We start from the raw sequence: 22,359 nt of genomic DNA, 5'->3' as shown, positions 1-22,359 counted from the left end.
CACTGAGTGAATAGTGGCGTCAAGGTGGCTACCGGCGGGTCGCCGGTCAGCCGACCGGGGACCAGGCCGGGTCGCGGCCGGTCATGCCGAGCAGCCGAGGCAGGTCCGGCGGGCCAGCCTCGACCGGCACCGCCTCGGCGAACACGCCTGTCTGCCGCGCCGTCGGACCGAGCTGGCGGGCCAACTCGTGCAGCGCGGGCAGCACCTCGGCCGCCGCACCGTACGGCTGACCTGTGGCGACCGCGAGGTCCCAGCCGTGCACTGTCAGGTCCAGCAGCGCCATCCCACCCACCACCTGCTGAGGCATCCCCATCCCCGGCGAGACGCCCTGCTCGCTGGCCGGGTCCGACCACGCCTCGACCAGTCGGCGGGTCTCGGCCTCGAACCGGTCCCGCCAGCCCTCGGTGAGGTAGTCGGGCTTGTCGGCCCAGGTCACCGGCGAGCGACGGGCGAGGGTCTGGAAGTTGACCACCACCTCGTACAGATGGTTGATCAGGTCACGGACGCGATAGTCCCGACAGGGAGTCGGCAGGTCGAGCTGGTCATCGGTGATCTGCCGAACCACCGCCACGGTTCGCGGTGCCGCAGCCGCCAGCAGGTCGCTAGTGTGAGTGGCCATAGGGCCAGCGTATGAGGGTGGTCTTGAACGAATGCGACAGCCGCGCGCAGATTACCGGGGCATCCTCGACCCGGCCCGGTTGCAGCGGCGGGTGCGGTTCCGACGGCACCCGCCCGCGGTTCCGTTGCGCCACTGGGTGGAGCACTACTGGCTGATCGACTGGGACCTCACCGAACCGTTCGAGCAGCGGATCGTCCCGCATCCGGCGGTCAACGTGGTGTTCCAGCGCGACGGTGACGGCCCGGAGCGCGCGGAGGTGGCCGGCGTCGGCACCGAACTCTTCTCGATCACTCTGACCGGCTCCGGGCGGGTCAGCGGGGTGCAGTTCCGGCCCGGCGGGTTCCATCCGTTCTGGCGGCGGTCGGTCGCCGAGCTGACCGGCCGACGGCAGCCGCTCCCCGGTACCGCACCCGATCACATGGTCTGCGCCGGTACGGACACCGAACGTTGCCAGGCGCTGGACATCTTGCTGACCGGCTGGGCACCCCGAGCAGATCCCGTCAACGACGAGGTGATGCGCCTGGTCGAGACGATCCGGACCGACCGGAACGTACGCCGGGTCGACGAGTTCGCCCGCGAGCACGGCGTCTCCGTCCGCCGGTTGCAGCGGCTCTTCCTCACCCACGTCGGGATCGGTCCCAAGTGGGTGATCCGCCGCTACCGACTGCACGAGGCGATCGAGCGGGCGGCGGACGGGCCGCTCGACTGGGCCGGGCTCGCCGCCGAACTCGGCTACAGCGATCAGGCTCACCTGATACGCGACTTCACCGCGACGACCGGCGTCTCCCCCGCCGCGTACGCCCAGAGTCGACGTTAGGAAGGGCCACTCGCCACCGAGGGCGTCGCACCTCAGCGGCGACGGAGGACGACCACGGCGACGTCGTCCTGGATCTCGTCCGGAGCCAGTTCGACGAGTAGCCGTTCGCAGTACCGGTCGAGGTCGTCGTCGACCTGGGCGGCACACGCCGCGAGGGCGGACAGTCCCTCGTCGATCGTCGCGTCCCGTCGTTCGATCAGGCCATCGGTGTAGAAGACCATCGTCGCCCCGGCCGGCAGCACGAACTCCAGATCGGCGGGGCGGGGCGCACGCACCCCGAGCAGCGGCGCGGCATGCTGCACGTACTCCACCTTGCCGTCCTGAATGATCAACGGGGGTAGGTGGCCGGCGCTGGCCAGCCGGATGTGACCGGTGGTCGGCTCCAGCAGCAGCACGCAGATCGTCGCCAGCTCGCTGGGCAGCAGCGTACGCATCAGCTCGTTCACCCGGTGCAGGATCTCGCCCGGCTGGTGCCCCTCCACCGCGTACGCCCGCAGCGCGTGCCGCAGCTCGGCCATGATGGTTGCGGCGTGCAGGGAATGACCGGCCACGTCGCCGATGGCCAACAGCAGGTGACCGTCGAGCATCACCAGCTCGTAGAAGTCGCCGCCCACCTCGGTCCGGGCGCTGGCCGGCTCGTAGCGCACGGCCAGGTCGAGGCCGGTGATCTGCGGGATCTGCCGGGGCAGCAGGCTGCGTTGCAGCGTCACCGCGATCCGGTGTTCCTCGTCGAAGGAGCGTTGCGCCTCCACGGCGGAGGCCACCGCCTGGGCGAGCTGGACCAGCACCGGGGTACGGGCGGTCTGCGTCGCGGTGGGCACCACGACGTAGAGCGGCGCGCGGTCCTCGCGCAGCCGGGCGGCGGCGACGGTGACGGTGTCGCCGGCCGGCCAGTCGACAAGCGACCAGCCGTCCGGCTCCTGCACCACGACTGTGGCACCGGTCGGCACCCCGGTGTCGTCGACGACCCAGGGCACGACGCGGGGTACGGCACCGGGCCCGGCGCAGACCCCGGCGAGGCAGTCCCCGTCGAAGGTCTCGGCGATCACCGCGGCGGGGCTCTTGAAGATTCTTGCGGCGCCGGACGCGGCCGCCTGCAGCAGCTTGGTGAAGCTCGGCGCGGCGTGCACCGCGACGCTCGTGTCCGCCAGCCCGGTGAGCCGCTCGGCGAGCAGCTCGGCCCGCTGCCGGGCCTGGTAGTACCGCAACACCGACTGGGTGGTCGCGACGAGTTCCTCCGGCTCGATCGGCTCGGCCAGGTAGGCGTCCGCGCCTCGGGTCAGGCCCTGGGTCCGGTCGTTCGTGTCGACCGCGTGCGCGGACACGTGGATCACCGGCAACGCCGGGTGCGCCGACTTGATCCGCTCGCACACCTCGAAGCCGCTGAGGTCCGGCAGCCGGACGTCGAGCACGACCAGGTCGATCGGGTCCACCCCGACCCGGCTGAGCGCCTCGCCACCCGTCTCCGCCTCCAGCACCGTGAAGCCGGCCCGGGTCAGCCAGTTCACCAGGAGGTAGCGCTTGGTCCGACTGTCGTCAACCACCAGCACTGTCGCCGCGCCGTCCACGTCACGTCCCGTCCGTGGGCAGCCGCACCGTGAAGGTGCTGCCGCGACCCGGCTCGCTGGCCAGGTCGAGAGTGCCGCCGAGCAGGTTCACCAGCCGCCGGGCGTACGGCAGGCCGAGGCCGGTACCGCCGACCCGGGTCGGGCCGGGCGCCTGGTAGAACTCCTCGAACACCCGGTCGTGCAGCTCCGGCGGGATGCCCGGCCCGGTGTCGGAGACGATCAGCCGCCAGCCGTCACCGTGCCGCTCCGCCCGCAACCGGACCTCGCCCTCGGTGGTGAACTTCAGCGCGTTGTGCAGCAGGTTGCGCAGCACCTGAGCCAGCAGCACCTCGTCGGTGCGTACCGTGGCCGGCGGGGCCGGCTCCTCGACCAGGAGTTCGACCCCGTCGGCAGTGGGCAACGCCCGCAGCGTGCCGCGCAACTGGCCGAAGACGACCCGCAGGTCCACCTCGGCCCACTCCGGCTCGATCCGGCCCGACTCCGCCTTGGCCAGGTCGAGCAGCTCGTTGACCAGCGTGAGTAGATCCGACGCCGAGGCACGGATGAGGCCGACCTGGCGTTCCTGCTCGGTGGTGAGCGGGTCGGACGCCGAGTCGCCGAGCAGGCGGGCCAGCCCGATGATCGCGGTCACCGGTGCCCGCAGCTCGTGGCTGACGTTGGCCAGGAAACGGCTTTTGGACTCGCTCGCCGCCCTCAGCTGCGCCGACTTCTCGTCCAGCTCCGCGTAGAGGGCCACCACGCCCTGGTTGGTCGCCTCCAACTCGTCGGTGAGCTGCTGGTAGAGCGCCATCACGCCCCGGTTGGTCTGCTCCAGCTCCTCGTTGAGCCGGGCCAGCTCGTCGCGCTGGTTGCGTACCTCGTCCAAAGCGTTGATCAATTGAAGGTTCTGGGTGGCGAGTTCCTCCTCGGCGGTGCCCGGGACGCTCTCGCCGAGCTGGGCGCGCAACTCCGCCAGACGCTCGGGGGTGAGCGTCCGGGCGGTTGTCGGAACCCGTCGTGACATCCTGACGACCGTATCCCGCTCGACCGTCAGCACGCTCAATGTGTCCACCAGGCGTGCCACCGCGCCCGACTCCGGCTCGTACCGCCCACCTGGCAGGGGTGCCACCGGAGTGAGATCGACACGCAGGTGACCACGCCCGTCCGGCGTGTCGGCAACGGCGAACACCACGTCGGCACCGCCGGCCGCCCGCAGCAGGTCACGAGCGACCTCGCTCAACGCGGTGGCGATCCGGACCTGGTCCTGATGCTCCAGGCCGACCGCTGCGGCGACCTCCCGGCCGCGCTGGCGGACCACGAAGATGTCCTGCTCCACCCGCAGGGTCATCTGTAGCAACGGTGTCGTGGTCATGACCAGAGCCTCGCCACCAGCACCCCGGCGTCGTCGCGCCGGATGCCGGCGTCACGCAGCAGGGTGGCGGCCACCACCAGGGGCGCCCGCCCGGTCAGACCCGGGTAGTCGGCGAGCTGCCACCTGTCGACCACGCCGTCGGTGTGCATGACCAGCAGGCTGTCCGCCTCGAAGGGATAGTCGTACTGCCGGATCACCGGTCGTTGGTGCCCGGCGATGCCGGGCAGGGAGACCAGACCGCGACGCCGACCGTCACCGGTGGCCACGACGCCGGTGATGTTGCCGAGCCCGGCGTACCGCAGCACGCCGGCCGCCGGGTCCGGCTCGGCCACGGCGAGGGCCGCACCGCGGGTGTGCGACATCGCCCGGTGCAGGTGACCGACCACCTCAGCCGGCGACGCCGCCGGGGCGTTCCGAAATGCGGCGAGCGCCGCATCGGTGGCCGCCGCAGCCAGCGGCCCGTGCCCCAGACCGTCGCTGACCAACACCTGACGGCGATCGTCCACGACGCGGAACGCATAACCGTCCCCGCTGACCGTCTCCCCGGTCAACGGTCGGGTCAGCCCACCGACCCAGGATGCTGCGGTGTCCGGGGCGGCGAAGACCCGTACGGCGATCACCGTCCCCCGGCCCGGCCGCGAGTACGCGTCGAACCAGCTCGCCTGCCGGACTATCGCGCCGAGACCGATGCCGAGCGTCCCGGCGGTGGAGTGTCCGTCGCGGGCGGAGTCGGCGAGATCGACCATGCCCGGTCCGTTGTCGACCGCGATCATCTCCACGCCGGCGTCCAGCTCCCGGCGTACCGGGCGGAGCAGCAGCAACCCGTCGTCGGCGTGCTTGATGAGGTTGCTGGTCAGTTCGGCGGCCACGATGGCCAGGTCGGCGATCCGCCCGGCGGGCAGGCCCAACTGGCTGCCCAGCCGCTCGGCGGCCCGTCGCACGGCGCTACCGGCGCTGCCGTTCTCCACCCGGAACCAGGTGCCCCGGTCGGCGACCGGTTCGACGGTCACCGGGACCACTTGGTGATCGTGATCCTGGTGCCCTGACCGGGCGCGGTCTGGATGTCGAATTCGTCGACCAGTCGGCGGGCACCACTGAGGCCGAGGCCCAGGCCACCACCGGTGGTGTAGCCGTCGGTCAGCGCGAGATCCAGGTCGGCGATGCCGGGACCGGAGTCGGCGAAGACGATCTGGATGCCGGGTCGCCGACCGTTGTCGATGGCGCTCACCTCGACCGTCCCACCGCCGCCGTAGACGAGTGTGTTGCGGGCGAGTTCACTGGCGGCGGTGACCACCTTCGTCTGGTCGACCAGGGAGAGTCGGACGGCCACGGCAACGGTACGCACCAACTGGCGGACGCGTACGACATCCTCGTCGCTGCCGACCGACTGCGTCTGGGGGCGGCCCAGGTCGACCCCGCTGGTCACGGCGACGCCGTCGGCTCTGGGACTGGATCGTCGTCCGGATTGTCGTGGTCGTGAACCCGGTCCATCGCGATGAGTTCCATCCCCCGCTCGACGTTGAGGGCGGTGCGGATGCCGTTGAGCGACAGCCCCAACTCGACCAGGGTGATCGCGACGGCTGGGCGCATTCCCACGACCACCGTCTCCGCGTCGAGCACCCGGGAGATCGAGGCGATGGTGGAGAGCATCCGACCGACGAAGGAGTCGACGATGTCCAGCGCGGTGATGTCGATGATCACCCCGTGGCAACCGGTCGCGACGATCCGCTCGGCCAGATCCTCCTGGAGCGCGACCGCCGTCTGGTCGGACATGTCCACCTGGATGGAGACCAGCAGGATGTCGCCGATCTTGAGGATCGGCACCCGCTCCATCACGCCTCCCGACGCGACTGGCGGCGGGAGGTCTCGACCCCGGTGAGCCGCAGCACGTGCCGCAGCGCGTCGGCGAGACTCGCCTTGGTGGCGATGTCGCCGAACTCGATGCCGAGCGCGACGATGGTCTGCGCGATCTGCGGCCGGATGCCGGAGATGATGCAGTCGGCACCCATCAGTCGGGCGGCCACCACGGTCTTCAGGATGTGCTGGGCCACCTGCGTGTCCACCGCCGGTACGCCGGTGATATCGATGATCGCGTACGGCGAGCCGGTGTCGACCAGGGTCTGCAACAGCCGCTCCATCACCACCTGGGCACGGGCCGAGTCGAGCGTGCCGACCAGCGGCACCGCCACCACGCCCTCCCAGAGCTTGACCACCGGGGTGGAGAGCTCCAACAGTTGCTCGGCCTGGTCGGCGATCAGGCTCTCCCGGGTGCGGACGAAGGTCTCGAAGGTGAACAGACCCATCTGATCGACAAGCGCGGAGAAGGCGACGTAGTCACGCAGGGTCGCCACGCTCTGGTCGGCCTCCAGTGCGGTGAGCAGCGCCTCCTTGAGGGCGAACACGCCGGTGGCGGTCTCGGTGGCGGAAAAGCCCTGCCGGGCCTGCCCGCGGGAGAACTCGGCGAGCACGGCCCGCAGCTCGGTGGCGTCCTCGGCGTTCAGGTCGACCGCGCCCTTGCTGAGGGCGTCGACCAGGGCGCGATGAAGTTCCTGAACCTGCCGGACCAGTTCGGCCTGGCTGAGCCGGCCCCGCAGCTGCCCGGCTAGGACCTCGGTCCACCGCTGGGTGATCTGGTCGGCGCGGCTGGTCAGCAGCTCACCCAACCGACCGCTCTCGTCAGCGCTGAGCGCCATGGCAATACCCCCTAGACCTGGACCGGCCGGACTCTATCACCGGGGCCCGACGAACTACTTGTCGCAGAGCAACGGAATGATCGTGGCCACCTGATCCTGCTCCCGTTCTGCGTATCACGGTCCGGGTGGGATACCGTTCCACCGATAAACAGGAGGTCTGGCGAATGTCCTTGACGGTGCACACGGAACAGCGCGGTGACGTGGTCGTCGTGTCGGTCGCTGGCGAGCTGGACATGGCCACCGCACCGCAGTTGCAGGACCAGATCACCGACCTGCTCGACAAGGGGCGCAGTCGCCTCGTGTTCGACCTGTCGGATGTCTCATTCTGCGACTCTACCGGTCTGTCGGTGTTCGTCCGCGCGAAGAACAGCTGCGACGAGGCCGGCGGAGTGGTCCGGCTTGCCGCGCCCCAGCGCGGCGTCCTGCGGATCCTGGAGGTGAGTGGCCTGGTTGAGGTGTTGCACACCTATCCCACCGTCGAGCAGGCGGTTGCCGGCGATCCGACGCCGGCCTCCTCCTGACCCCGGCGGCTCAACGCTCGTCCTCGATGTAGCGGGGGCGAGCGATCAGCACGCCCGCGCAGGTCTGCACTGCCAGGGCGATCAGTAGGAAGCCGATCGGCGCCAACCATCCCCCGGTCGCGTCGTGGAGAATCCCGACCAGCAGCGGCCCCGACGCCGCGATGACGTAACCCGTGCTCTGTGCGAAGGCCGACAGCGCGACCGTGCCGTCGGCGGTGCGGGCCCGCAGCCCGATGGTGGCCAGGATGAGCGGAAACGCGCCCTGCCCGAAGGCCAGCAGCACCACCCACACCAGCGCCCCGCTGCGCGGCGCGAACGCCAGACCCAGGTACGCCAGGCTGGAGGCGGTGGTCAGCGCGAAGACCAACGGACGCAGGCTGCCCAGGCGGCCGGCGAGCGTCGGCATCAGCAGCGCGATCGGCACCCCGAGTGCGGTCACCCCAGCAAGCAGCAGCCCGGCGTCCTGTGGCCGGAAACCCGCGTCCCGGAACATCTGGGCCAACCAGCCCATGATCGCGTACCCGCTCAGCGACTGCGCCCCGAAGTAGACCGCCATCGCCCAGCCGAGCCGGGTACGTCCCGGCCGCACACCCGGGCGGTGGGCGGTGCCGCTCCGCCGTGCGGCGGTCCGGCCGCGCAGCGCCGCCGGCAGCCATGGGAGTACGGCCACCGCCGCCAGCCCGGCCCAGACGCCCAGACCGGCCCGCCAGCTGCCGAAGGCGTGCGCCACCGGCACCGCCGATGCGGCGGCCACCGTCGTGCCCACCGTCAGCGCCATCGTGTACGCCCCGGTGACCAGCCCGGTGCGATGCGGGAAGTGCTGCTTGACCAGCATCGGCAGGAGGATGTTCGCCACCGCGATCCCGGCCAGCGCGAGCGCGCTGGTGAGCAGGAACATCACGGCGGAACCGGTGACCGCCCGCAACACCTGCCCGACGGTGAGGGCCAGCATCGCCAGCACCAGCAGCCGGGCCGGGGAGAACCGGCGGACCAGCCACGGGGTGGCCGCCCCGAGCCCGGCGAACGCGATGGTGGGCAGGGTGGTGACGAACCCGGCCATCGTCCCGGAGAGGGCCAGTCCGACGCGTACCTCGTCGAGCAGCGGACCGAGGCTGGTGACGGCGGCCCGCAGGTTGAGCGCCACCAGCAGCATCCCGGCCAGCACCAACCATCCCGCATTTGCGCGGGACGTGGTCGAAGCCGCATCGCTGGCCGGGTCGACCGCGCCCGCTTCGACGGTCCGGACGCCCTGACCGGTGACCTCCTCCATCGGGATGGCCTCGCGGTCGACCGCCGTCGGGATGGCCTCGCGGTCGACCGCCTCGGTCGGGATGGCCTGGCGGTCGACCGTGTGCTTCGGGACGGCGGGGGGTGACGGGGGCATGACCTCGAACTTACAATCATGGGATGAATTCCGGCGAGAGGTTGTAACGAGTGCCACCCGCAGTCGATTCCACCCCGGTGCCGCCGCGCGGACGTCGGGTCCGGGAGACCATCGCCCAGCTCCGGCAGCGGATCATGCAGGGCGAATGGCCGGTGGGCGGACGGATCCCGACCGAGCCGCAACTGGTCGAGACACTCGGCGTGGGACGCAACACGGTGCGCGAGGCGGTCCGCGCCCTGGCCCACGCCGGGGTGCTGGAATGCCGCCAGGGCTCCGGCACCTACGTCCTCTCCACCGACGAACTCGCCCCGGTGGTGGCCCGCCGGCTCACCGACCACCGGATGACCGAGGTGATCGAGGTACGCCGGGCCTTCGAGGTGGAGGCCGCACGGCTCGCCGCTCGGCGGCGTACCCCTGAGGACCTGGCCGCCCTCGACGACGCGCTCGCCGCCCGCGAGGCGGCCTGGCGCGGCGGCCGGGTCGCCGATTTCGTGGCGGCCGACGCCGCGCTGCACACCGCCGTGGTCGCGGCGGCGCACAACACCATGCTCGCCGAGCTGTACGCCTCGGTCGGCACCGCGATGCGCAGCACGCTCACTCAGGCCATGGGCGATGCGCTGACGCCGGACCGGCACGTCGACCACGCCCGGCTGGTGGCCGCGATCAGGGCCGGCGATCCGGAGCTGGCCGCCCGGGAAGCCGGCACTTTTCTGGAGCCCTCGCCCGGGGCATAGGTTGTCCCCGACATAGACGGGACACCTCGGGAGTAATGGATGATCAAGGGATTCAAAGACTTCATCATGCGCGGCAACGTCGTCGACCTCGCGGTCGGCATCGTGATCGGCGCCGCGTTCACGGGGCTGGTCACGGCGTTCACCGACTCTTTCCTCAAGCCGATCATCAATCTGATCGGCCCAGGCCCCGCTGGCGACGGAGCCCAGTTCAGCCTGGGCACCGATAACCCCGTGACCTGGGGAGCGTTCGTCAACGCGTTGATCACTTTCGTGCTCACCGCCGCCGCATTGTACTTCCTGGTGGTGTTTCCGATGAACCGGCTGGCCGAGCGCCGCCAGCGGGGCGAGGAGCCGCCGCCGGCCGCGCCGAGTGAGGAGATCAAACTGCTCACCGAGATCCGGGACGCCCTCGTCGCCGCCGGCCGGACCACCCCGGCTCAGCAGCGCGGTGCCCTGGACGACGTGCTCGGCCGCCGGGACGAACCGCCCGCGGCGCGCTGAATCCGGCACCCGCACATCGGCCCCTGTGGGAATCCCGCAGGGGCCGACTTGTGTCGGACAAATGTTCGATAGAGTCCCGCCATGGAGCAGCGAAAGCACTGGTGGAACGGGAAATGGGGGCGACTGGCCCGGCGGGACGTCTTCCTCCGGGCGGATGCCGACCGATGGTTCGTCGAGCAACGTGCCGGCGGCGCCGAGGGCGTCTCCCGGTTCTACGAGTACGACACCGTCGACGAGGCCGAGGACACCATCCGCGCCCTGCTCCAAGGCACCGACACCTGGCGCGAACTAACTCCCCGCCCCCCCAACCCCCTAACTCGGAAGTAGACCTACTTCCTCCCGATTAGGGCCGCTTCGCGTAGCGGAGCGACAGGGACTAACCCGCCCCGCCCCGCTGCGATGATCAAAAAGTTTTGGTCAAGATTCGCCCCCGCTTTCCCCGACCAAAACTTCTTGATCAACACGGGCTCCGGGCAGGGCTGGGGTGGGGGTGGTTTAGGGGAAGGGGAGGCTGGGAACCGCGCGGGGATGGAGCAGCAGGGTATCGATCAACGGACCACCCTCTCGCGGGTCACCACCGGCATGCGGGTGGTCGACTCGGCCGGCGTCGACGTAGGCACCGTGGACCTCGTCCAGCGCGGCGACCCGAACGCGGTGACCGTGCAGGCACCGACCACCGACCCGGGCAGCAGTCTGGACGAGCTAATCGAATCCGCCACCGTGGAGGAACCGGACGTGCCAGCGGACCTCGCCGCCCGACTGCTGCGCACCGGCTACCTGAAGGTGTCGACCGAGCTGGTGCCCACCGGTGCCGTCTACGTCCTCGCCGACCAGATCTCCACCGTCACCCCCACCGAAGTAACCCTCAACACCCCCGCCACCACCCTCCCCCCAGAATCCTGACCCACCCCACCCACCCACCCACCCTCACCAGTCCGTCGATCATGAAGTTATTGCGATGGGTAAGCGCTTGCTGGGGCAACAACTTCATGATCGGCGCCGTGGTGCGGGGGGTGCGGGGGGTGCTGGGGGGTCGGGTGTTGGCGGACCGCCCAGAGGGCCACTTCGGTACGGGAGGCGGTGCCGGTTTTGCGGAGCAGGTTGGAGACGTGCACGGTGACCGTGCGTACCGAGATGCCCAGGGCGCGGGCCACCTGTTTGTTGGACATGCCGGCGACCAGGCAGTCGAGCACCTCCGCCTCCCGGCCGGTCAGGCAGACCGGACGCGGGGCCGCCGAAGGCGCGACACGGCTGCGCCTCGACCGTCCGGGACTAAACTCCGCCGGCACGGCAGCCCGGGAGGCGGGCACGGCCGGACGGGACGGGGAGAGCGCAGGATCGGACTCGGGCGGCACCGGCGGGCCGGCCGAGGCCAGCAGGGCGTCGGGATCCTGCCCGGCGTGTGCGGCGAGCAGTTCGGTGAGCGCGTACGGGTTGCCGTCGGTGCGTCGCCAGATCTCGTGCGCCAGCTCGGGAGGTGGGTCCGCGTACACCTGGGTCAGCACCTCGGCGACCTCGGCCGGACGCAGCGGGCCGAGGTGCTGGCGCACCACGCCGCGTACTCCGCAGAGCCGGGCCAGGGTGCGGCCGGCGAGTTCCGGGGAGACCGCGCGCGCGGCGGGCCTGGTCGCCACCACCAGCAAGGCCGGCAGCCCGTCGGCGGTGGCCAGTTCGCCGACCAGGTTGAGGCTGGCCGGGTCGAGGGCGTGCAGGTCCTCCACCACGAGCACCGCCGGACCGGCACCGACGAGCACCCGGACGGTACGCACGGCCAGCCGGAGCAGGGTGCCGGGGGCATAACGCTCACGCGGCGCGGTGGGCTGCTGGGCGAGCCAGGCCAGCGCGTCGGCCGGCAGGTCGAGCCGGGCGGTGTCACGTCCGCTCAACACCGCGGCCAACCAGTCGTACGGGGCGGGGCTGTGCACCCGGGCGGCACCGCTGAGCACCACCTCCGGTCGCGGGGTGAAGCCGTCCAGCGCGGCGGCGACCAGCAGACTCTTGCCCACGCCCGGTCCCCCGGTGACGACCGCTACGGCCGGGGAACGGCGGCGGCCCAGGACCACGCTGGACCAGGCCCGGGCCAGCTCAGCCAGCTCACCGGCACGCCCGACCATGGACACCGGCAACATTCCTCAACCCTACGCAGTAGTGCGTAGAGACGCGGGAAGGGTCTTCTTGGCAAGCTTGTCCCATGACGCTGATCCTCCGCTCGGCCATCCTCAACGACATCGGTCTGGTCCGGACCAACAACGAGGACTCCGCCCTCGCCGGCGAGCGCCTCGTCGCGGTGGCCGACGGCATGGGTGGGCTGCCCGCCGGTGAGGTGGCCAGTGAGATCGTCATCAGGATCCTCGACGAGTTGGTCCCGCCGACCGCACCGGACGACGCCACCGAGGCGCTGCGCGCCGTGGTGAGCACCGCCAACCAGCGCATCCACGCCGCGATCGCCGCCGACCCCGCCCGGGACGGCATGGGTACGACGCTGACCGCGGCCCTGCTGGCCGGAGAGACGCTGGTACTGGCGCAGGTCGGCGACTCCCGCTGCTACCTGCTCCGCGACGGCCACCTGCGCCAGCTGACCCGGGACGACACGTTCGTGCAGGCGCTTGTGGACCAGGGTGCCCTCTCCCCCGAGCAGGCCCGCCACCACCCGCAGCGCTCGCTGGTGACCCGGGCGGTGCAGGGTGCCGACGCGCCGCCGACGATGGGCGCGGTGACCGTCGCCGCCGGTGACCGGCTGCTGCTGTGCAGCGACGGGCTCTCCGACTACGTGGCCGACGACGCGATCGCCGCCACGCTGGGCATGCACGCCGACCGCCAGCAGTGCGGCGAGCAGTTGGTGAAGCTCGCCCACCAAGCCGGCGCACCGGACAACGTCACCGTGGTGATCTCCGACGTGGTGACCGGCTGAGGTACGCCGGCACCGGCCGGTCGGACTGCCGTCCCGCACTAGGTAGTTGTGCCATCTAGGTAGCGGCACTAGGGTTCGGCGGGTGGATTCCGACCGTCGGGGGCAGTGGCTGCGGGGAGTGCTCGACCTCTGCGTGCTCGCCCTGCTGCGCGACGGCGAGTCCTACGGCTATCAGCTTGCCCAGTCGCTCGACGCCGCAGGCGTCGGACCGATCCAGGGCGGCACGCTCTACCCGGTGCTGCTGCGCCTGCAACGCACCGGGCTGGTCACCGCACGGTGGCGGGAGGGCGATTCCGGTCCGGCCCGCAAGTACTACCAACTGACCGACGACGGGCGAGCGGCGCTGCGGCACGGCGGCAACGCCTGGTTGGCGTTCGTGGCCCCGGTGACCGGCATCGTCACGAAGGGGGTCGACGGGTGAACGCCGACGACTGGCTGCGCGCGTTCGCGGCCGAGCTGCACCAGCGCCGAGTGGGCGACAACGCCGTCCGGCACGTGGTCGCCGAGGCGGCCACCCACCTGCGCGAGGGCGGCGGTGATCCGTGGCTGGTCTTCGGCTCGCCGCAGGCGTACGCCGCCGCCATCGTGGAGAGCATCGGCACCGCGCCCGGCCCGCGCCCGGGCCCCGTCCGGCTGCACGCCCGGGGCCTCACCAAGCGGTACGGCCGGCAGGTGGTGCTCCGCGACTCGTCGCTCACCGTACGGGCCGGGCAGATCGCTGCCGTGGTCGGCGCGAACGGCTGCGGCAAGAGCACCTTCCTGCGGATCTGCGCCGGCCTGGTCTCGCCGGACGCCGGGGAGGTGACCGTCTCGGGCCGGCTGGCCTACTGCCCCCAGCAGGGCGGCACCGCCGACTTCCTGCTGCCCGACGAGCACTTCGTGCTGGTCGGCACCGGTCAGGGCGTGCCACGGGGACCCGCCCGCCAGGCCGGCCGGTCGGCGGCCCGGCGGCTCGGCTGGGATGCCGAGAACGCGGTGCTTGCCCGGCACCTCTCCGGCGGCACGCGGCAGAAACTGAACCTCACCATGTCCACGCTGGCGCAGCCGGACGTGCTGTTGCTCGACGAGCCGTACCAGGGCTTCGACCAGGGCAGCTACGTCAACCTCTGGGACCAGCTGACCCGGCTGCGCGACGAGGGACGGGCCATCGTCGTGGTGACCCACCTGCTCAACCAGCTCGACCGGGTCGACGTGGTACTCGACCTGACCCCCGCCCACCAGGGAGGCCGATCGTGAACCGGTTGGTCACCGTGGCCGAGATGACGCTGCGGGAGCTGGCGCGCCGCCGGGGCGTACTCCTGCTCCTGCTGTTGATGCCGTTGACCTTCTGGCTGATCCGGCGCGACTCCTACGTCGGGCAGTCGGTGCGCGCGCTGCTGCTCGGCATCAGTTGGGCGGTCAGCACCGCAGCCCTCTTCGCCACCAGCGCGGCTCGCGAACTGGAGCCCCGGCTCCGGCTCGCCGGCTACCGGCCGCACCACCTCTACCTCGGGCGGATGCTCGGCCTGTGGGCGCTGGGGCTGGCCATCGCGGTGCCGTTCTTCCTGATCACCGTCGTCGACGCGAACAACCTGCGGTATGGCGGCATCGCCGTGGCGATGCTCTGCTGCGTGGCGGTGGCCGCACCCTTCGGCATGCTGATCGGTGCCCTGCTGCCCCGCGAACTTGAGGGCACGCTGTTGCTGCTCACCGTGGTGGCGATGCAGATGCTGCTCGACCCGGCCGACGCGGGGGCGAAGTTGACGCCGTTCTGGTCCAGCCGGGAGATCGGCACCTGGGCGGTGGACCACACCGACGACGGTTACCTGATCCGGGGCGTCCTGCACGGGCTGGTGGTCACCGTCCTGCTGATCGTCACGGTGGCGGCCGTCTTCGCCGTCCGGCTGCGTCGACGGCGGCACCTGCACCACGTGCCGATCGCCTGACCCTTCCGCCCACGGCCGGGTCGGGTCCGTTGACACAGGACCTAGCATCACGGGGTGCGCCTCAGATCCTCCACCGCCACTGTCGCGTTCGGGCTAGCCGTCGCCGCCCTCGCCGCGTGCAGCCCGTCCGTACCGAGCGCCGACCCGCGCGACGCGCAGGCGCCGGCGAGTGGCGCCGCGCCCGCGCCGAGTGTGCCGGGGCAGACACCGGGCGCGCAGGCCACCCCGGCGGCTCAGGCCGGGCTGGGCAGCAGGCCGACTGCCAGTGCCAGCCCGACACCGACCCGTACGTCCCGGGGTGCCCCCAACAGCGGCAACCCGGGCGGGCGGGTGAGCGTTCCAGCGGCCGGGCAGGCGATCGACACGTCGAAGCCGACCCGCACCGTCGGTAACGGCACCGCCGACAGTTGCACCTCCGCCGCCGTCATCCGGGCGGTCGCGGCCGGCGGCATCATCACCTTCGACTGCGGCCCCGACCCGGTGACCATCCGGATGACCGCCACCGCCAAGGTACGCAACGCCAACGGCCCGCAGGTGGTCCTCGACGGCGGCGGCAAGGTCACGCTCAGCGGGCAGGGCAAGCGACGCATCCTCTACATGAACACCTGCGACGCGTTGCAGGGCTGGACCACGTCGCACTGCGACAACCAGGATCACCCGCGACTGACCGTGCAGAACCTCACCTTCACCGATGGCGATTCCACCGGCCAGCGCACCGACGGCGGCGGCGGTGGGGCGATCTTCGTCCGGGGTGGCCGGTTCAAGGTGGTCAACTCGCGCTTCGTCGACAACCGCTGCGACCGCTCCGGCCCGGATCTGGGCGGTGCCGCGATCCGGGTCCTCGACCAGCACGACGACCAGCCGGTGTACGTGGTCAACAGCACGTTCACCGGCGGCTCCTGCGCCAACGGCGGCGCGTTGAGCAGCATCGGGGTGTCCTGGGTCGTCCTCAACAGCGTGCTGCGGGACAACGAGGCGGTCGGCGAGGGCGCCAACCCTGCCCGCTCCGGCACGCCTGGCGGCGGCAGCGGCGGGGCGATCTACTGCGACGGCAACAAGTTCTCCGTACGTCTCGCGGGCACGGTCGTCGAGGACAACGACGCCCGGGAGGGCGGTGGGGCCGTCTTCTTCGTCAGCAACGACCGCACCGGAACCCTGCGCATCGAGAACTCGACCCTGCGCCGAAACCCCAGCCACGGCTTCGAAAACCACCCCGGCATCTTCTACCTGGGCTCCGGCAAGCCCACCTTCACCGCCTCCACCGTCCGCTGACCCGTCGATCATTCACGGTTGATCAAGAAGTTCGCGTCTGGATCCGCCGGCGGTTCTTCGACGCGAAGCTCCTGGTCAGTGGCGGCAAAAGGCGGTTCAGTAGGGGTTGCCCTGGCCGGCCGGGAGGCTGGGTGGAATGGCGAGGGGCGGGCTGTCTGTTCCGGCGCGCTCGGCCATGCCGGCGAAGAGTTCCCGCAGGGCGGTGACCGAGTCGATGCTCGGGCGCCAGCCAAGCTCGGTCTCGGCCCGCTCGCTGGACATCAGCGGCGCGTTGAGAGCCAGCTCGATCCAGCCGGCGTCGACCGGTTGCAGCCGTGCCCGCCAGGTGAGCGCCGCGGCGGCCCGCAGCACCGGGGCGGCCACCGGCACCGTCCAGCCGTGGAAGTGCCGGGCCACCAGCTCGGGAGTCAGCACCGGGTCCGCCGCGACGTTGAAGGCGCCGCGGGCGTCACCCATGATCGCCCGGGCGTACGCGTCAGCCACGTCGTCGGCGTGCACCACCTGCATCCGCAGCCGCCGGTTGGTCGGTACCAGCGGTAGCCGGCCGAACCGTAGCAGCCGCACCGGCGCCAGCGGGCCGAGGAAGTACCGGCTGATCTCGATGCCGGCATCCCGCTGGAAAATCAAGCCAGGACGCATCCGGACCAGCCGTAGCGCCGGATGGCTCCGCTCGATCCCGTCGAGCATCTCCTCCACCGTCGCCTTGTCCCGGCTGTACGACGACCCGGGCACCCCGGTGGCCGGCCAGCGCTCGCTGACCGGCACGTCCTTCGGGCCGGGTGCGTAGGTGCCGACCGACGAGGCGTACACCAGGGCCGGCACCCGCGCGCGCAGCACCGCGTCGACCACCGCCCGGCTGCCGCCGACATTCGTACGGCGCAACACGTGCTGGTCGTGACTGGGCTGGATCTGCCAGGCCAGGTGCACCACCGCAGCGGCACCGGCGAAGACATCGGTCAGCTCGTCCGCCGCCCCGGCCAGGCCGATGTCGCAGGAGTGCCACCGCACCGCGTCGTACGGCTCACCCGCCCCCGTCGGCGGCAACCGCCGCGCCACCCCGACGATCTCCACGTCGCGCTCGCGCCGCAACCGGCGCAGCACCGCCGAACCGACGTTCCCACTCGCTCCCACGACCACGATCCGCATGCCCGGTCCGTACCCGGTCAGCCGCTTTCCAAGCGCAGCCGTCCCCCACCCGCCAGCCGGCATCGCGTCGCGGTGGCTCTTCAGCGGGCGAGCAGTGCGCCGATCAGACAGGCGAAAGCGGCGACCGAGCTGACCGTGCGGACCAGGTTCCACCGCACCCAGGGCGTCTCGAACCATCGCCGTACCCCCGCCAGATCCTCGATCCCGTCGACCGGCCCGGCAGCTTCCAACCGGTTGTTGAGCGGCACGTTGCACCGGCCCGTGACACCGAACGTCACCAGGTGGCCTACCAACGCGGCGACGAGCCAGCCGAGCACCGCCCCGCCGGTGCCGACATACCCGACGACGGCCACCACCACGAGCAGCGGCCCACCGATAAACACCGACAGAAACCAGCCGTTGATGATCTTCCGATTGATCGACTGCATGGTGCCGACCAGGGTCCGACCGTCGGTCGCGGCCAGACCCGGCATCACCGAGCAGGCGTACGCGAAGAACAGTCCCGCCACCAACCCGGTGGTAAGTGTTGCCCCGGCCAGCACGGCGAGGCGGATCGGCTCCGACATGGCGGCACCTCCAAGACGCGGGGCAGCCCAGCAGGGCGCGGGGCAGCCTGACCAACGGCGAGTCCGGGCGTCGGCCCAGCCGATCCTGCCAGCCGACGTCCACCCGTAGGTGACGGGCGCCACCGCCACCACGCAGACGGCGGGGCCGGAAGCCGCGAGCCCGCTCCCGCCGGTGTCGGGTAACCTGAGCGACGCGGGCCGCTAGCTCAATGGCAGAGCTGTGGACTTTTAATTCTCACCAGCGCTTTCTGTCTCCGCTACTTACCGTAGCCTCTTTCAGTCCGAACTCTTGCGCCCGTTTCCAGGAAAGCGTCGCCGGATATCAGCAGGCCAGCGTGGTCGTTACCCATTGTGTTCGCCAGGTGCACGATTAATCATGTTCGAAATCCAGATTTTAGGTTGTAATCCCTCCGAGGCCGCTGGCATCCGATCACCCATGGAACACCCACGGCCCCCAGCCACCATGCTTGATGGCTGTACGCGCCAGCTACGTCAGACGTGGCCGATCTCTCGTCGGGTCGGACTTCTCCGTAGCCGCAAGCAAGCTTCTGCAGCCGAAACGCGACTGCGGGCTGCGCGGCTGCTTGGGATGGTGGCGCGCCGGTCCGGTTGGACGGCTGGTTGCGCCGTTTGAACGTTGCCAAGCCTGCACCCTACAGCCACACAGATCTGGACCCGCTCGGCCGCAACGCCGACCTGACGGACGCACCCCTTTCGGAACGGCTACCCAAGTTCATCTCTCAATGCCGCGAGTTCCGCATGGTGAGGAAAATCAGAGAGTACCGTGCCGAGCAGTGTCTGAACCTTAATGTTTTGCCCGCCTCCGCCAAGCCGAAGAGTACGCAAGGCAGCGAACCAGTTCGCCCTGCCAGTTCCGCTCAGCTTTAGGCGCGAAACGTCGCCTCCGGCTCGGGCCCAGATATCCTGATCGGTCGGGCCGGCTGGGTAAAGGTCTGACATGAGTTCCTCGATCTCGCGCCAACGCTCGGGGGCATCTGGCTGGACGACGGACGCTGCCTTCGCTCCGCCTCGATCGAGCGCGACTGGAAAGTTGTCTTCGAGGTCCGATGCCTTGAAGATTGGATGCTGTCGGCCAGGAACGGTTCGCCGGACCTGCTCACTGACGTAGTTGAAAACGTCGAAGACGCGGATGAGTCCGTCGCCCGTCGTTCGGGCCTTCCCCTTGAACGCCTCGAGTAGTCGCTCCGTGAAAACGCTATTACGTGCGTCCCGAAGCACGAGTGACGTCTCGTTCGCCCGGGAGGAGGCAATGATCACGCGGCCGGCGCCTTGCGCAAGTCTTCCGAGGGACTTCTCGTCAAACCCGAGCCGAACTTCCTCATGCTCGTTTCTCTTCAAGGTGCCCGCGCCGCCGGCCTGGCAGGCGTCAATAAGCACGAGCAGTCGCCTCGCCTTTATGCCAGCTAGGGCGGCCGAAAATTCCGGCTCCCCGAGCACGCTGTCCCGCATTTTGGTAGCCCGGCAATCGACCGGGACTAGCGCGCTCGTTTCGGTAGGTCCCGAGCCGATACGCGCACCGTGTCCCGAGAAAAAAATGACGACGCTGTCGTCCGGATCGACCGACGACGCCAGCTCTGCCAGCTCAGCGCGAATGGCGTCCAGCGTAGCCTGCCCGTCGAGAAGCTGCCGAATGTTACCAGGCAGGAAACCACAATAGTCGGTCGATTGAAGAACCGACGCGATGTCGCGGGCATCGTTTAGCACGGCCTCAGGGAGGCCGCTGATCTCGTTATAGTTGGCAATGCCAATTACCAGCGCGCGACCTTTGTCAAATGTCACGGTTTCACATCTCACTCTCTAAGCGCGCCGTCGCACTCAATCTGGCGCTCACAGGCGGCCTCCGAATTCCTTGTCGTCAGCCATGAAACGCAGCGAGGCATTTGAGGGAAATTCCGTCAGCATCTCACGCAGGAGCTTGTCCACCCGAGGGCCTTTACCCCCGCGACGGATCCTGCTGAGCGCGTCCCGCCACCTCGCGCGGCCGTTTCCAAATTGTTGAAGGTCGGCGTTGTGGCCGCCGGCTCGTGCCCACAGATTGTCATGGTCTGGGCCGGTTTCGAATAGTTCGGCTGCCAGAGTCTCTAGCGATTCCCATTTCTCCGCAGGGCTGATCGGGGACAGCTTGTGCCACCAGCGGTCCAGCGGACCAAGCATCGACACACAGGCGCGCAGGGCGGGCCGGATGTCTTCGCGCCTGTTCCGCAGCATTCGTAGGAGTTCGTCCGTAGCATGCCGCCACCGTCGCTCCTGCGTCAGACGCCCGATCGCCTCGGCGTCGGTAGGAGGGATGGGGCGGGAATGGTTCGCCACGAGGCGGAGCCAGGCGCAAAAACGGTGTTCGTCGAAGGCCGGCAGCGCCAGCATGATCTGGATGGCCGCACCGACTCGGCCGTCCGCGAACTGATCGAGTAGCGCGTCGAGCTTGTGATCGCTAAGGATCGCGGCTTGGATTTCTGGCTCCAGGCCGGGAGTGGCCCTATTGGCGGCGGCGTTGTCGAGCCATCCTCGCGCCGTCGCACGGATCAAGGCGTCCCGGGTTGTGCCCGTCAGCGTTGACCACAGCTCGGGGCGACGCGCGAATCCCGTCAGATCGGCGAGCGGTGTGCGCGATAGGCGCTCGACGAGTTGGGGCGGGGCTGGTCGACTGTCAAGCACGTCCACGAGGACGGCGTCGAAGGCTGAGCGCGGATCTGCCGGGCCACGCCAGGCGTCCATGTTGAGGTCCAAGGCGGTTGACCAAACCAGTCGGGCCGCTTCCCGAGACAGGTCCTCGTCCGCGAGCAGTGTTGGTGTCTGCGCGACCTGCTCGGCGGCAAGCTGAATTACCCTCGGATCGACCACCTTGGCTGCACATACTAAAACCTCGCGTGGTGTCGCCTTGCTGAGCGCTAGCCGGACGCCGTCCGCAGCGGCCGGCGGTGGCTCGACTGCGACCTGCAGGCGAACCGCCTCGGCAGGGTCGTAGGCAGCTGACGCCGTCGCACCGTGCAGTCGGTAGAGATGTTCCTGTCGGGCATGTTCAAGGATTGGTCGCGCGGCATCGCACTTCAACCTTTGCGGCGCGACGCTGACGAGTCGGTCCTCTAGTCCCGTGTCTGCCTCGACTACCTTCCAGAGCAGCTTCACGATTGCAGGGTCTGCCTCCGCCCACCGCCAGAATGCGGTGACGAACGCTGCACCTTGGGCGCGAGCGGAACGCGACAGGCCACCTAGCACCGCCGTTCGCCAGTCCTCCGTGCTCTCCGATGCCTCCATCGCGTCCGCGATGACCAGCATGAAGGCAGGGTCCTGAGCTGCTGGGAAGCTGTTCCTCGCGGCCCAGTTCTCCAGCTCAGCCCACACACGTTCGGCCTGATCAAAGCCTCGCAGAGCCAGGTTGCGAAGCGGCAGAACGTCGTCCGCCGTGGCATTTCCCAGATGTGACGTCAGACGGCCCATCAGGCTGGCCTTGTCGTCTGCACCGTGCGCAGTGGTTGGCGATAGACGTCCCACCAAGCGGACAGCAGCTACGGTGTTGGCGATCGTGTCCGGCTTCAGAACGGTAAGTCGGTACGCTTCCTCGAGTAACGAGAGATCGCTGAAGCTGGTGAGCTCGGCACCGATTCGGTCGGTGAAGGAGCGCAGGGCCTCGCCTTCGCTGGAGCCGCTGAGCATGGCGGCGGCCAGTGTGGGCACCTTGGGGTACTGCGCTTCGATCAGCCGCTGGCCCCGCCATCGCCCGATTAGGCTGGGAGGCGTGCAGACCAGCGCGGGTTGTGGCGTCTCGACGAGGTCGCCGGGGCCGAAGCTCAGCCGGAAGGCGAAGCGTCGGCGCATTGCGGGCAAGAGCCTTCCCCAGAGGGATATCACCAGCTCGTCGAAGCCGTGGTTCCCGAGGCGAACCACGGGCCCGGCTTCGCGGGTCGAGAGCGCTGCTGCCGCCGCCGGCAGATCGGCCGATGGCGGTGGAACTTCGTGACCAAGGTCGAGATTTAGGGCCGGGAGGTCCGACGGCGCGTTTGCCTCAACGATCAGTCGATCGAAGAGGGGGCGGAGATCGGGTGCGTGGACGACGTCCTCGATTGGCACGATGAGTGCGTGGGACAGCACCATGCCGGCCCTCGCTGCGCGCACGTCCATAAAGGTGCGTGCCACCACGAAGTGGTGCCGATGTGCGAAGCCTGATACAAACGGCGACCAGTCCACGCCGGGCGGCACCGTGTCCGGCAGGTCGAGGCGCGGCGCGAGCTCGGCCGCCAGCATTGGGTCGCCGCTCGCCGCCTTGACTGCATGGCCGCCTTTGACCTCACCGAATATTGCCTGCTCCACGATCACGCTTGGCCCTACCCGC

At 69.8% G+C, this 22,359-nt stretch carries 24 protein-coding genes; 11 read left to right on the top strand and 13 right to left on the bottom strand.

Annotation, left to right across the window (positions count from 1 at the left end):
* Positions 1-46: 46 nt before the first annotated feature.
* Positions 47-619: a TIGR03086 family metal-binding protein gene (locus O7601_RS08275; protein WP_281565607.1), complete on the bottom strand. Its 573-nt coding sequence runs from the start codon at positions 617-619 to the stop codon at positions 47-49.
* Between the two features lie 31 nt (positions 620-650).
* Here O7601_RS08275 and O7601_RS08270 point away from each other — a divergent pair, with 31 nt between their 5' ends.
* A complete protein-coding gene (locus tag O7601_RS08270; protein ID WP_281565606.1) occupies positions 651-1,436 on the top strand; it encodes an AraC family transcriptional regulator in 786 nt (261 codons plus the stop codon).
* A gap of 32 nt (positions 1,437-1,468) precedes the next feature.
* Here the strand turns inward: O7601_RS08270 and O7601_RS08265 are convergent, their stop codons facing one another.
* From O7601_RS08265 to O7601_RS08240, 6 genes are read right to left on the bottom strand one after another with little or no spacing between them, the layout of a single operon-like run.
* Positions 1,469-3,004, bottom strand: coding sequence for a SpoIIE family protein phosphatase (locus tag O7601_RS08265; protein WP_281565605.1), 1,536 nt, complete (start codon positions 3,002-3,004; stop codon positions 1,469-1,471).
* A 1-nt stretch (position 3,005) separates the two neighbouring features.
* The gene (locus O7601_RS08260) at positions 3,006-4,355 is read right to left on the bottom strand and encodes a sensor histidine kinase (RefSeq protein WP_281565604.1); all 1,350 of its coding nucleotides are present in this window, start codon (positions 4,353-4,355) and stop codon (positions 3,006-3,008) included.
* Positions 4,352-5,365 carry a SpoIIE family protein phosphatase gene (locus tag O7601_RS08255; RefSeq protein ID WP_281565603.1) on the bottom strand — a complete coding sequence of 338 codons (1,014 nt, stop codon included), beginning with the start codon at positions 5,363-5,365 and terminating at the stop codon, positions 4,352-4,354. The genes O7601_RS08260 and O7601_RS08255 overlap by 4 nt, the downstream gene beginning before the upstream one ends.
* The gene (locus O7601_RS08250) at positions 5,362-5,781 is read right to left on the bottom strand and encodes an ATP-binding protein (RefSeq protein WP_281565602.1); all 420 of its coding nucleotides are present in this window, start codon (positions 5,779-5,781) and stop codon (positions 5,362-5,364) included. Before O7601_RS08250 ends, O7601_RS08255 begins: the two co-directional genes overlap by 4 nt.
* Positions 5,778-6,188 (bottom strand): STAS domain-containing protein, encoded by a 411-nt coding sequence (locus O7601_RS08245; protein WP_281565601.1) that lies wholly within the window; start codon positions 6,186-6,188, stop codon positions 5,778-5,780. The genes O7601_RS08250 and O7601_RS08245 overlap by 4 nt, the downstream gene beginning before the upstream one ends.
* Complete coding sequence (locus O7601_RS08240) at positions 6,188-7,048, bottom strand: STAS domain-containing protein (RefSeq protein ID WP_281565600.1); 861 nt, start codon at positions 7,046-7,048, stop codon at positions 6,188-6,190. Before O7601_RS08240 ends, O7601_RS08245 begins: the two co-directional genes overlap by 1 nt.
* Before the next feature lie 164 nt (positions 7,049-7,212).
* Between O7601_RS08240 and O7601_RS08235 the strand changes: the two genes are divergently transcribed.
* Positions 7,213-7,569, top strand: a complete 357-nt coding sequence (locus O7601_RS08235) for an STAS domain-containing protein (RefSeq protein WP_093403921.1) — start codon at positions 7,213-7,215, stop codon at positions 7,567-7,569.
* Positions 7,570-7,579: 10 nt separating this feature from the next.
* Here the strand turns inward: O7601_RS08235 and O7601_RS08230 are convergent, their stop codons facing one another.
* Positions 7,580-8,953: an MFS transporter gene (locus tag O7601_RS08230; protein WP_281565599.1), complete on the bottom strand. Its 1,374-nt coding sequence runs from the start codon at positions 8,951-8,953 to the stop codon at positions 7,580-7,582.
* A 50-nt stretch (positions 8,954-9,003) separates the two neighbouring features.
* Between O7601_RS08230 and O7601_RS08225 the strand changes: the two genes are divergently transcribed.
* The 4 genes from O7601_RS08225 (at position 9,004) to O7601_RS08210 (ending at position 11,091) form a co-directional block, all read left to right on the top strand.
* Complete coding sequence (locus tag O7601_RS08225; protein WP_281565598.1) at positions 9,004-9,687, top strand: FCD domain-containing protein; 684 nt, start codon at positions 9,004-9,006, stop codon at positions 9,685-9,687.
* Positions 9,688-9,726: 39 nt separating this feature from the next.
* Positions 9,727-10,188: a large conductance mechanosensitive channel protein MscL gene (mscL, locus tag O7601_RS08220; RefSeq protein ID WP_281565597.1), complete on the top strand. Its 462-nt coding sequence runs from the start codon at positions 9,727-9,729 to the stop codon at positions 10,186-10,188.
* Between the two features lie 81 nt (positions 10,189-10,269).
* On the top strand, positions 10,270-10,515 hold the full coding sequence (locus O7601_RS08215) for a hypothetical protein (RefSeq protein ID WP_281565596.1): 246 nt from the start codon (positions 10,270-10,272) through the stop codon (positions 10,513-10,515).
* A 216-nt stretch (positions 10,516-10,731) separates the two neighbouring features.
* Positions 10,732-11,091 (top strand): hypothetical protein, encoded by a 360-nt coding sequence (locus O7601_RS08210; RefSeq protein ID WP_216592757.1) that lies wholly within the window; start codon positions 10,732-10,734, stop codon positions 11,089-11,091.
* Between the two features lie 47 nt (positions 11,092-11,138).
* Here the strand turns inward: O7601_RS08210 and O7601_RS08205 are convergent, their stop codons facing one another.
* Positions 11,139-12,317 carry a LuxR family transcriptional regulator gene (locus O7601_RS08205; RefSeq protein WP_281565595.1) on the bottom strand — a complete coding sequence of 393 codons (1,179 nt, stop codon included), beginning with the start codon at positions 12,315-12,317 and terminating at the stop codon, positions 11,139-11,141.
* 62 nt (positions 12,318-12,379) lie between these two features.
* Here O7601_RS08205 and O7601_RS08200 point away from each other — a divergent pair, with 62 nt between their 5' ends.
* From O7601_RS08200 to O7601_RS08180, 5 genes are all read left to right on the top strand, one after another.
* Positions 12,380-13,099 carry a PP2C family serine/threonine-protein phosphatase gene (locus O7601_RS08200; protein ID WP_281565594.1) on the top strand — a complete coding sequence of 240 codons (720 nt, stop codon included), beginning with the start codon at positions 12,380-12,382 and terminating at the stop codon, positions 13,097-13,099.
* 82 nt (positions 13,100-13,181) lie between these two features.
* Positions 13,182-13,520, top strand: a complete 339-nt coding sequence (locus tag O7601_RS08195; RefSeq protein WP_093403911.1) for a PadR family transcriptional regulator — start codon at positions 13,182-13,184, stop codon at positions 13,518-13,520.
* Positions 13,517-14,335 (top strand): ATP-binding cassette domain-containing protein, encoded by an 819-nt coding sequence (locus O7601_RS08190; RefSeq protein ID WP_281565593.1) that lies wholly within the window; start codon positions 13,517-13,519, stop codon positions 14,333-14,335. Before O7601_RS08195 ends, O7601_RS08190 begins: the two co-directional genes overlap by 4 nt.
* Positions 14,332-15,024 (top strand): ABC transporter permease, encoded by a 693-nt coding sequence (locus O7601_RS08185; RefSeq protein WP_281565592.1) that lies wholly within the window; start codon positions 14,332-14,334, stop codon positions 15,022-15,024. The genes O7601_RS08190 and O7601_RS08185 overlap by 4 nt, the downstream gene beginning before the upstream one ends.
* 54 nt (positions 15,025-15,078) lie before the next feature.
* Positions 15,079-16,296: a hypothetical protein gene (locus O7601_RS08180; RefSeq protein WP_281565591.1), complete on the top strand. Its 1,218-nt coding sequence runs from the start codon at positions 15,079-15,081 to the stop codon at positions 16,294-16,296.
* A 96-nt stretch (positions 16,297-16,392) separates the two neighbouring features.
* On the opposite strand, the gene O7601_RS08175 is transcribed toward O7601_RS08180, so the two are convergent.
* From O7601_RS08175 to O7601_RS08160, 4 genes are all read right to left on the bottom strand, one after another.
* Positions 16,393-17,442: an NAD-dependent epimerase/dehydratase family protein gene (locus O7601_RS08175; RefSeq protein WP_281565590.1), complete on the bottom strand. Its 1,050-nt coding sequence runs from the start codon at positions 17,440-17,442 to the stop codon at positions 16,393-16,395.
* 80 nt (positions 17,443-17,522) lie between these two features.
* Complete coding sequence (locus O7601_RS08170; RefSeq protein ID WP_281565589.1) at positions 17,523-18,008, bottom strand: anthrone oxygenase family protein; 486 nt, start codon at positions 18,006-18,008, stop codon at positions 17,523-17,525.
* Positions 18,009-18,731: 723 nt separating this feature from the next.
* A complete protein-coding gene (locus O7601_RS08165) occupies positions 18,732-19,808 on the bottom strand; it encodes a caspase family protein (RefSeq protein WP_281565588.1) in 1,077 nt (358 codons plus the stop codon).
* 48 nt (positions 19,809-19,856) lie between these two features.
* Complete coding sequence (locus O7601_RS08160; RefSeq protein WP_281565587.1) at positions 19,857-22,343, bottom strand: effector-associated domain EAD1-containing protein; 2,487 nt, start codon at positions 22,341-22,343, stop codon at positions 19,857-19,859.
* Positions 22,344-22,359 lie beyond the last annotated feature (16 nt).

This window comes from Verrucosispora sp. WMMD573, assembly GCF_027497175.1.
Taxonomy (GTDB): Bacteria; Actinomycetota; Actinomycetes; order Mycobacteriales; family Micromonosporaceae; genus Micromonospora.
The sequence above is the reverse complement of the archived record's forward strand: the minus strand, read 5'-3'. Positions and strand labels throughout refer to the sequence as shown.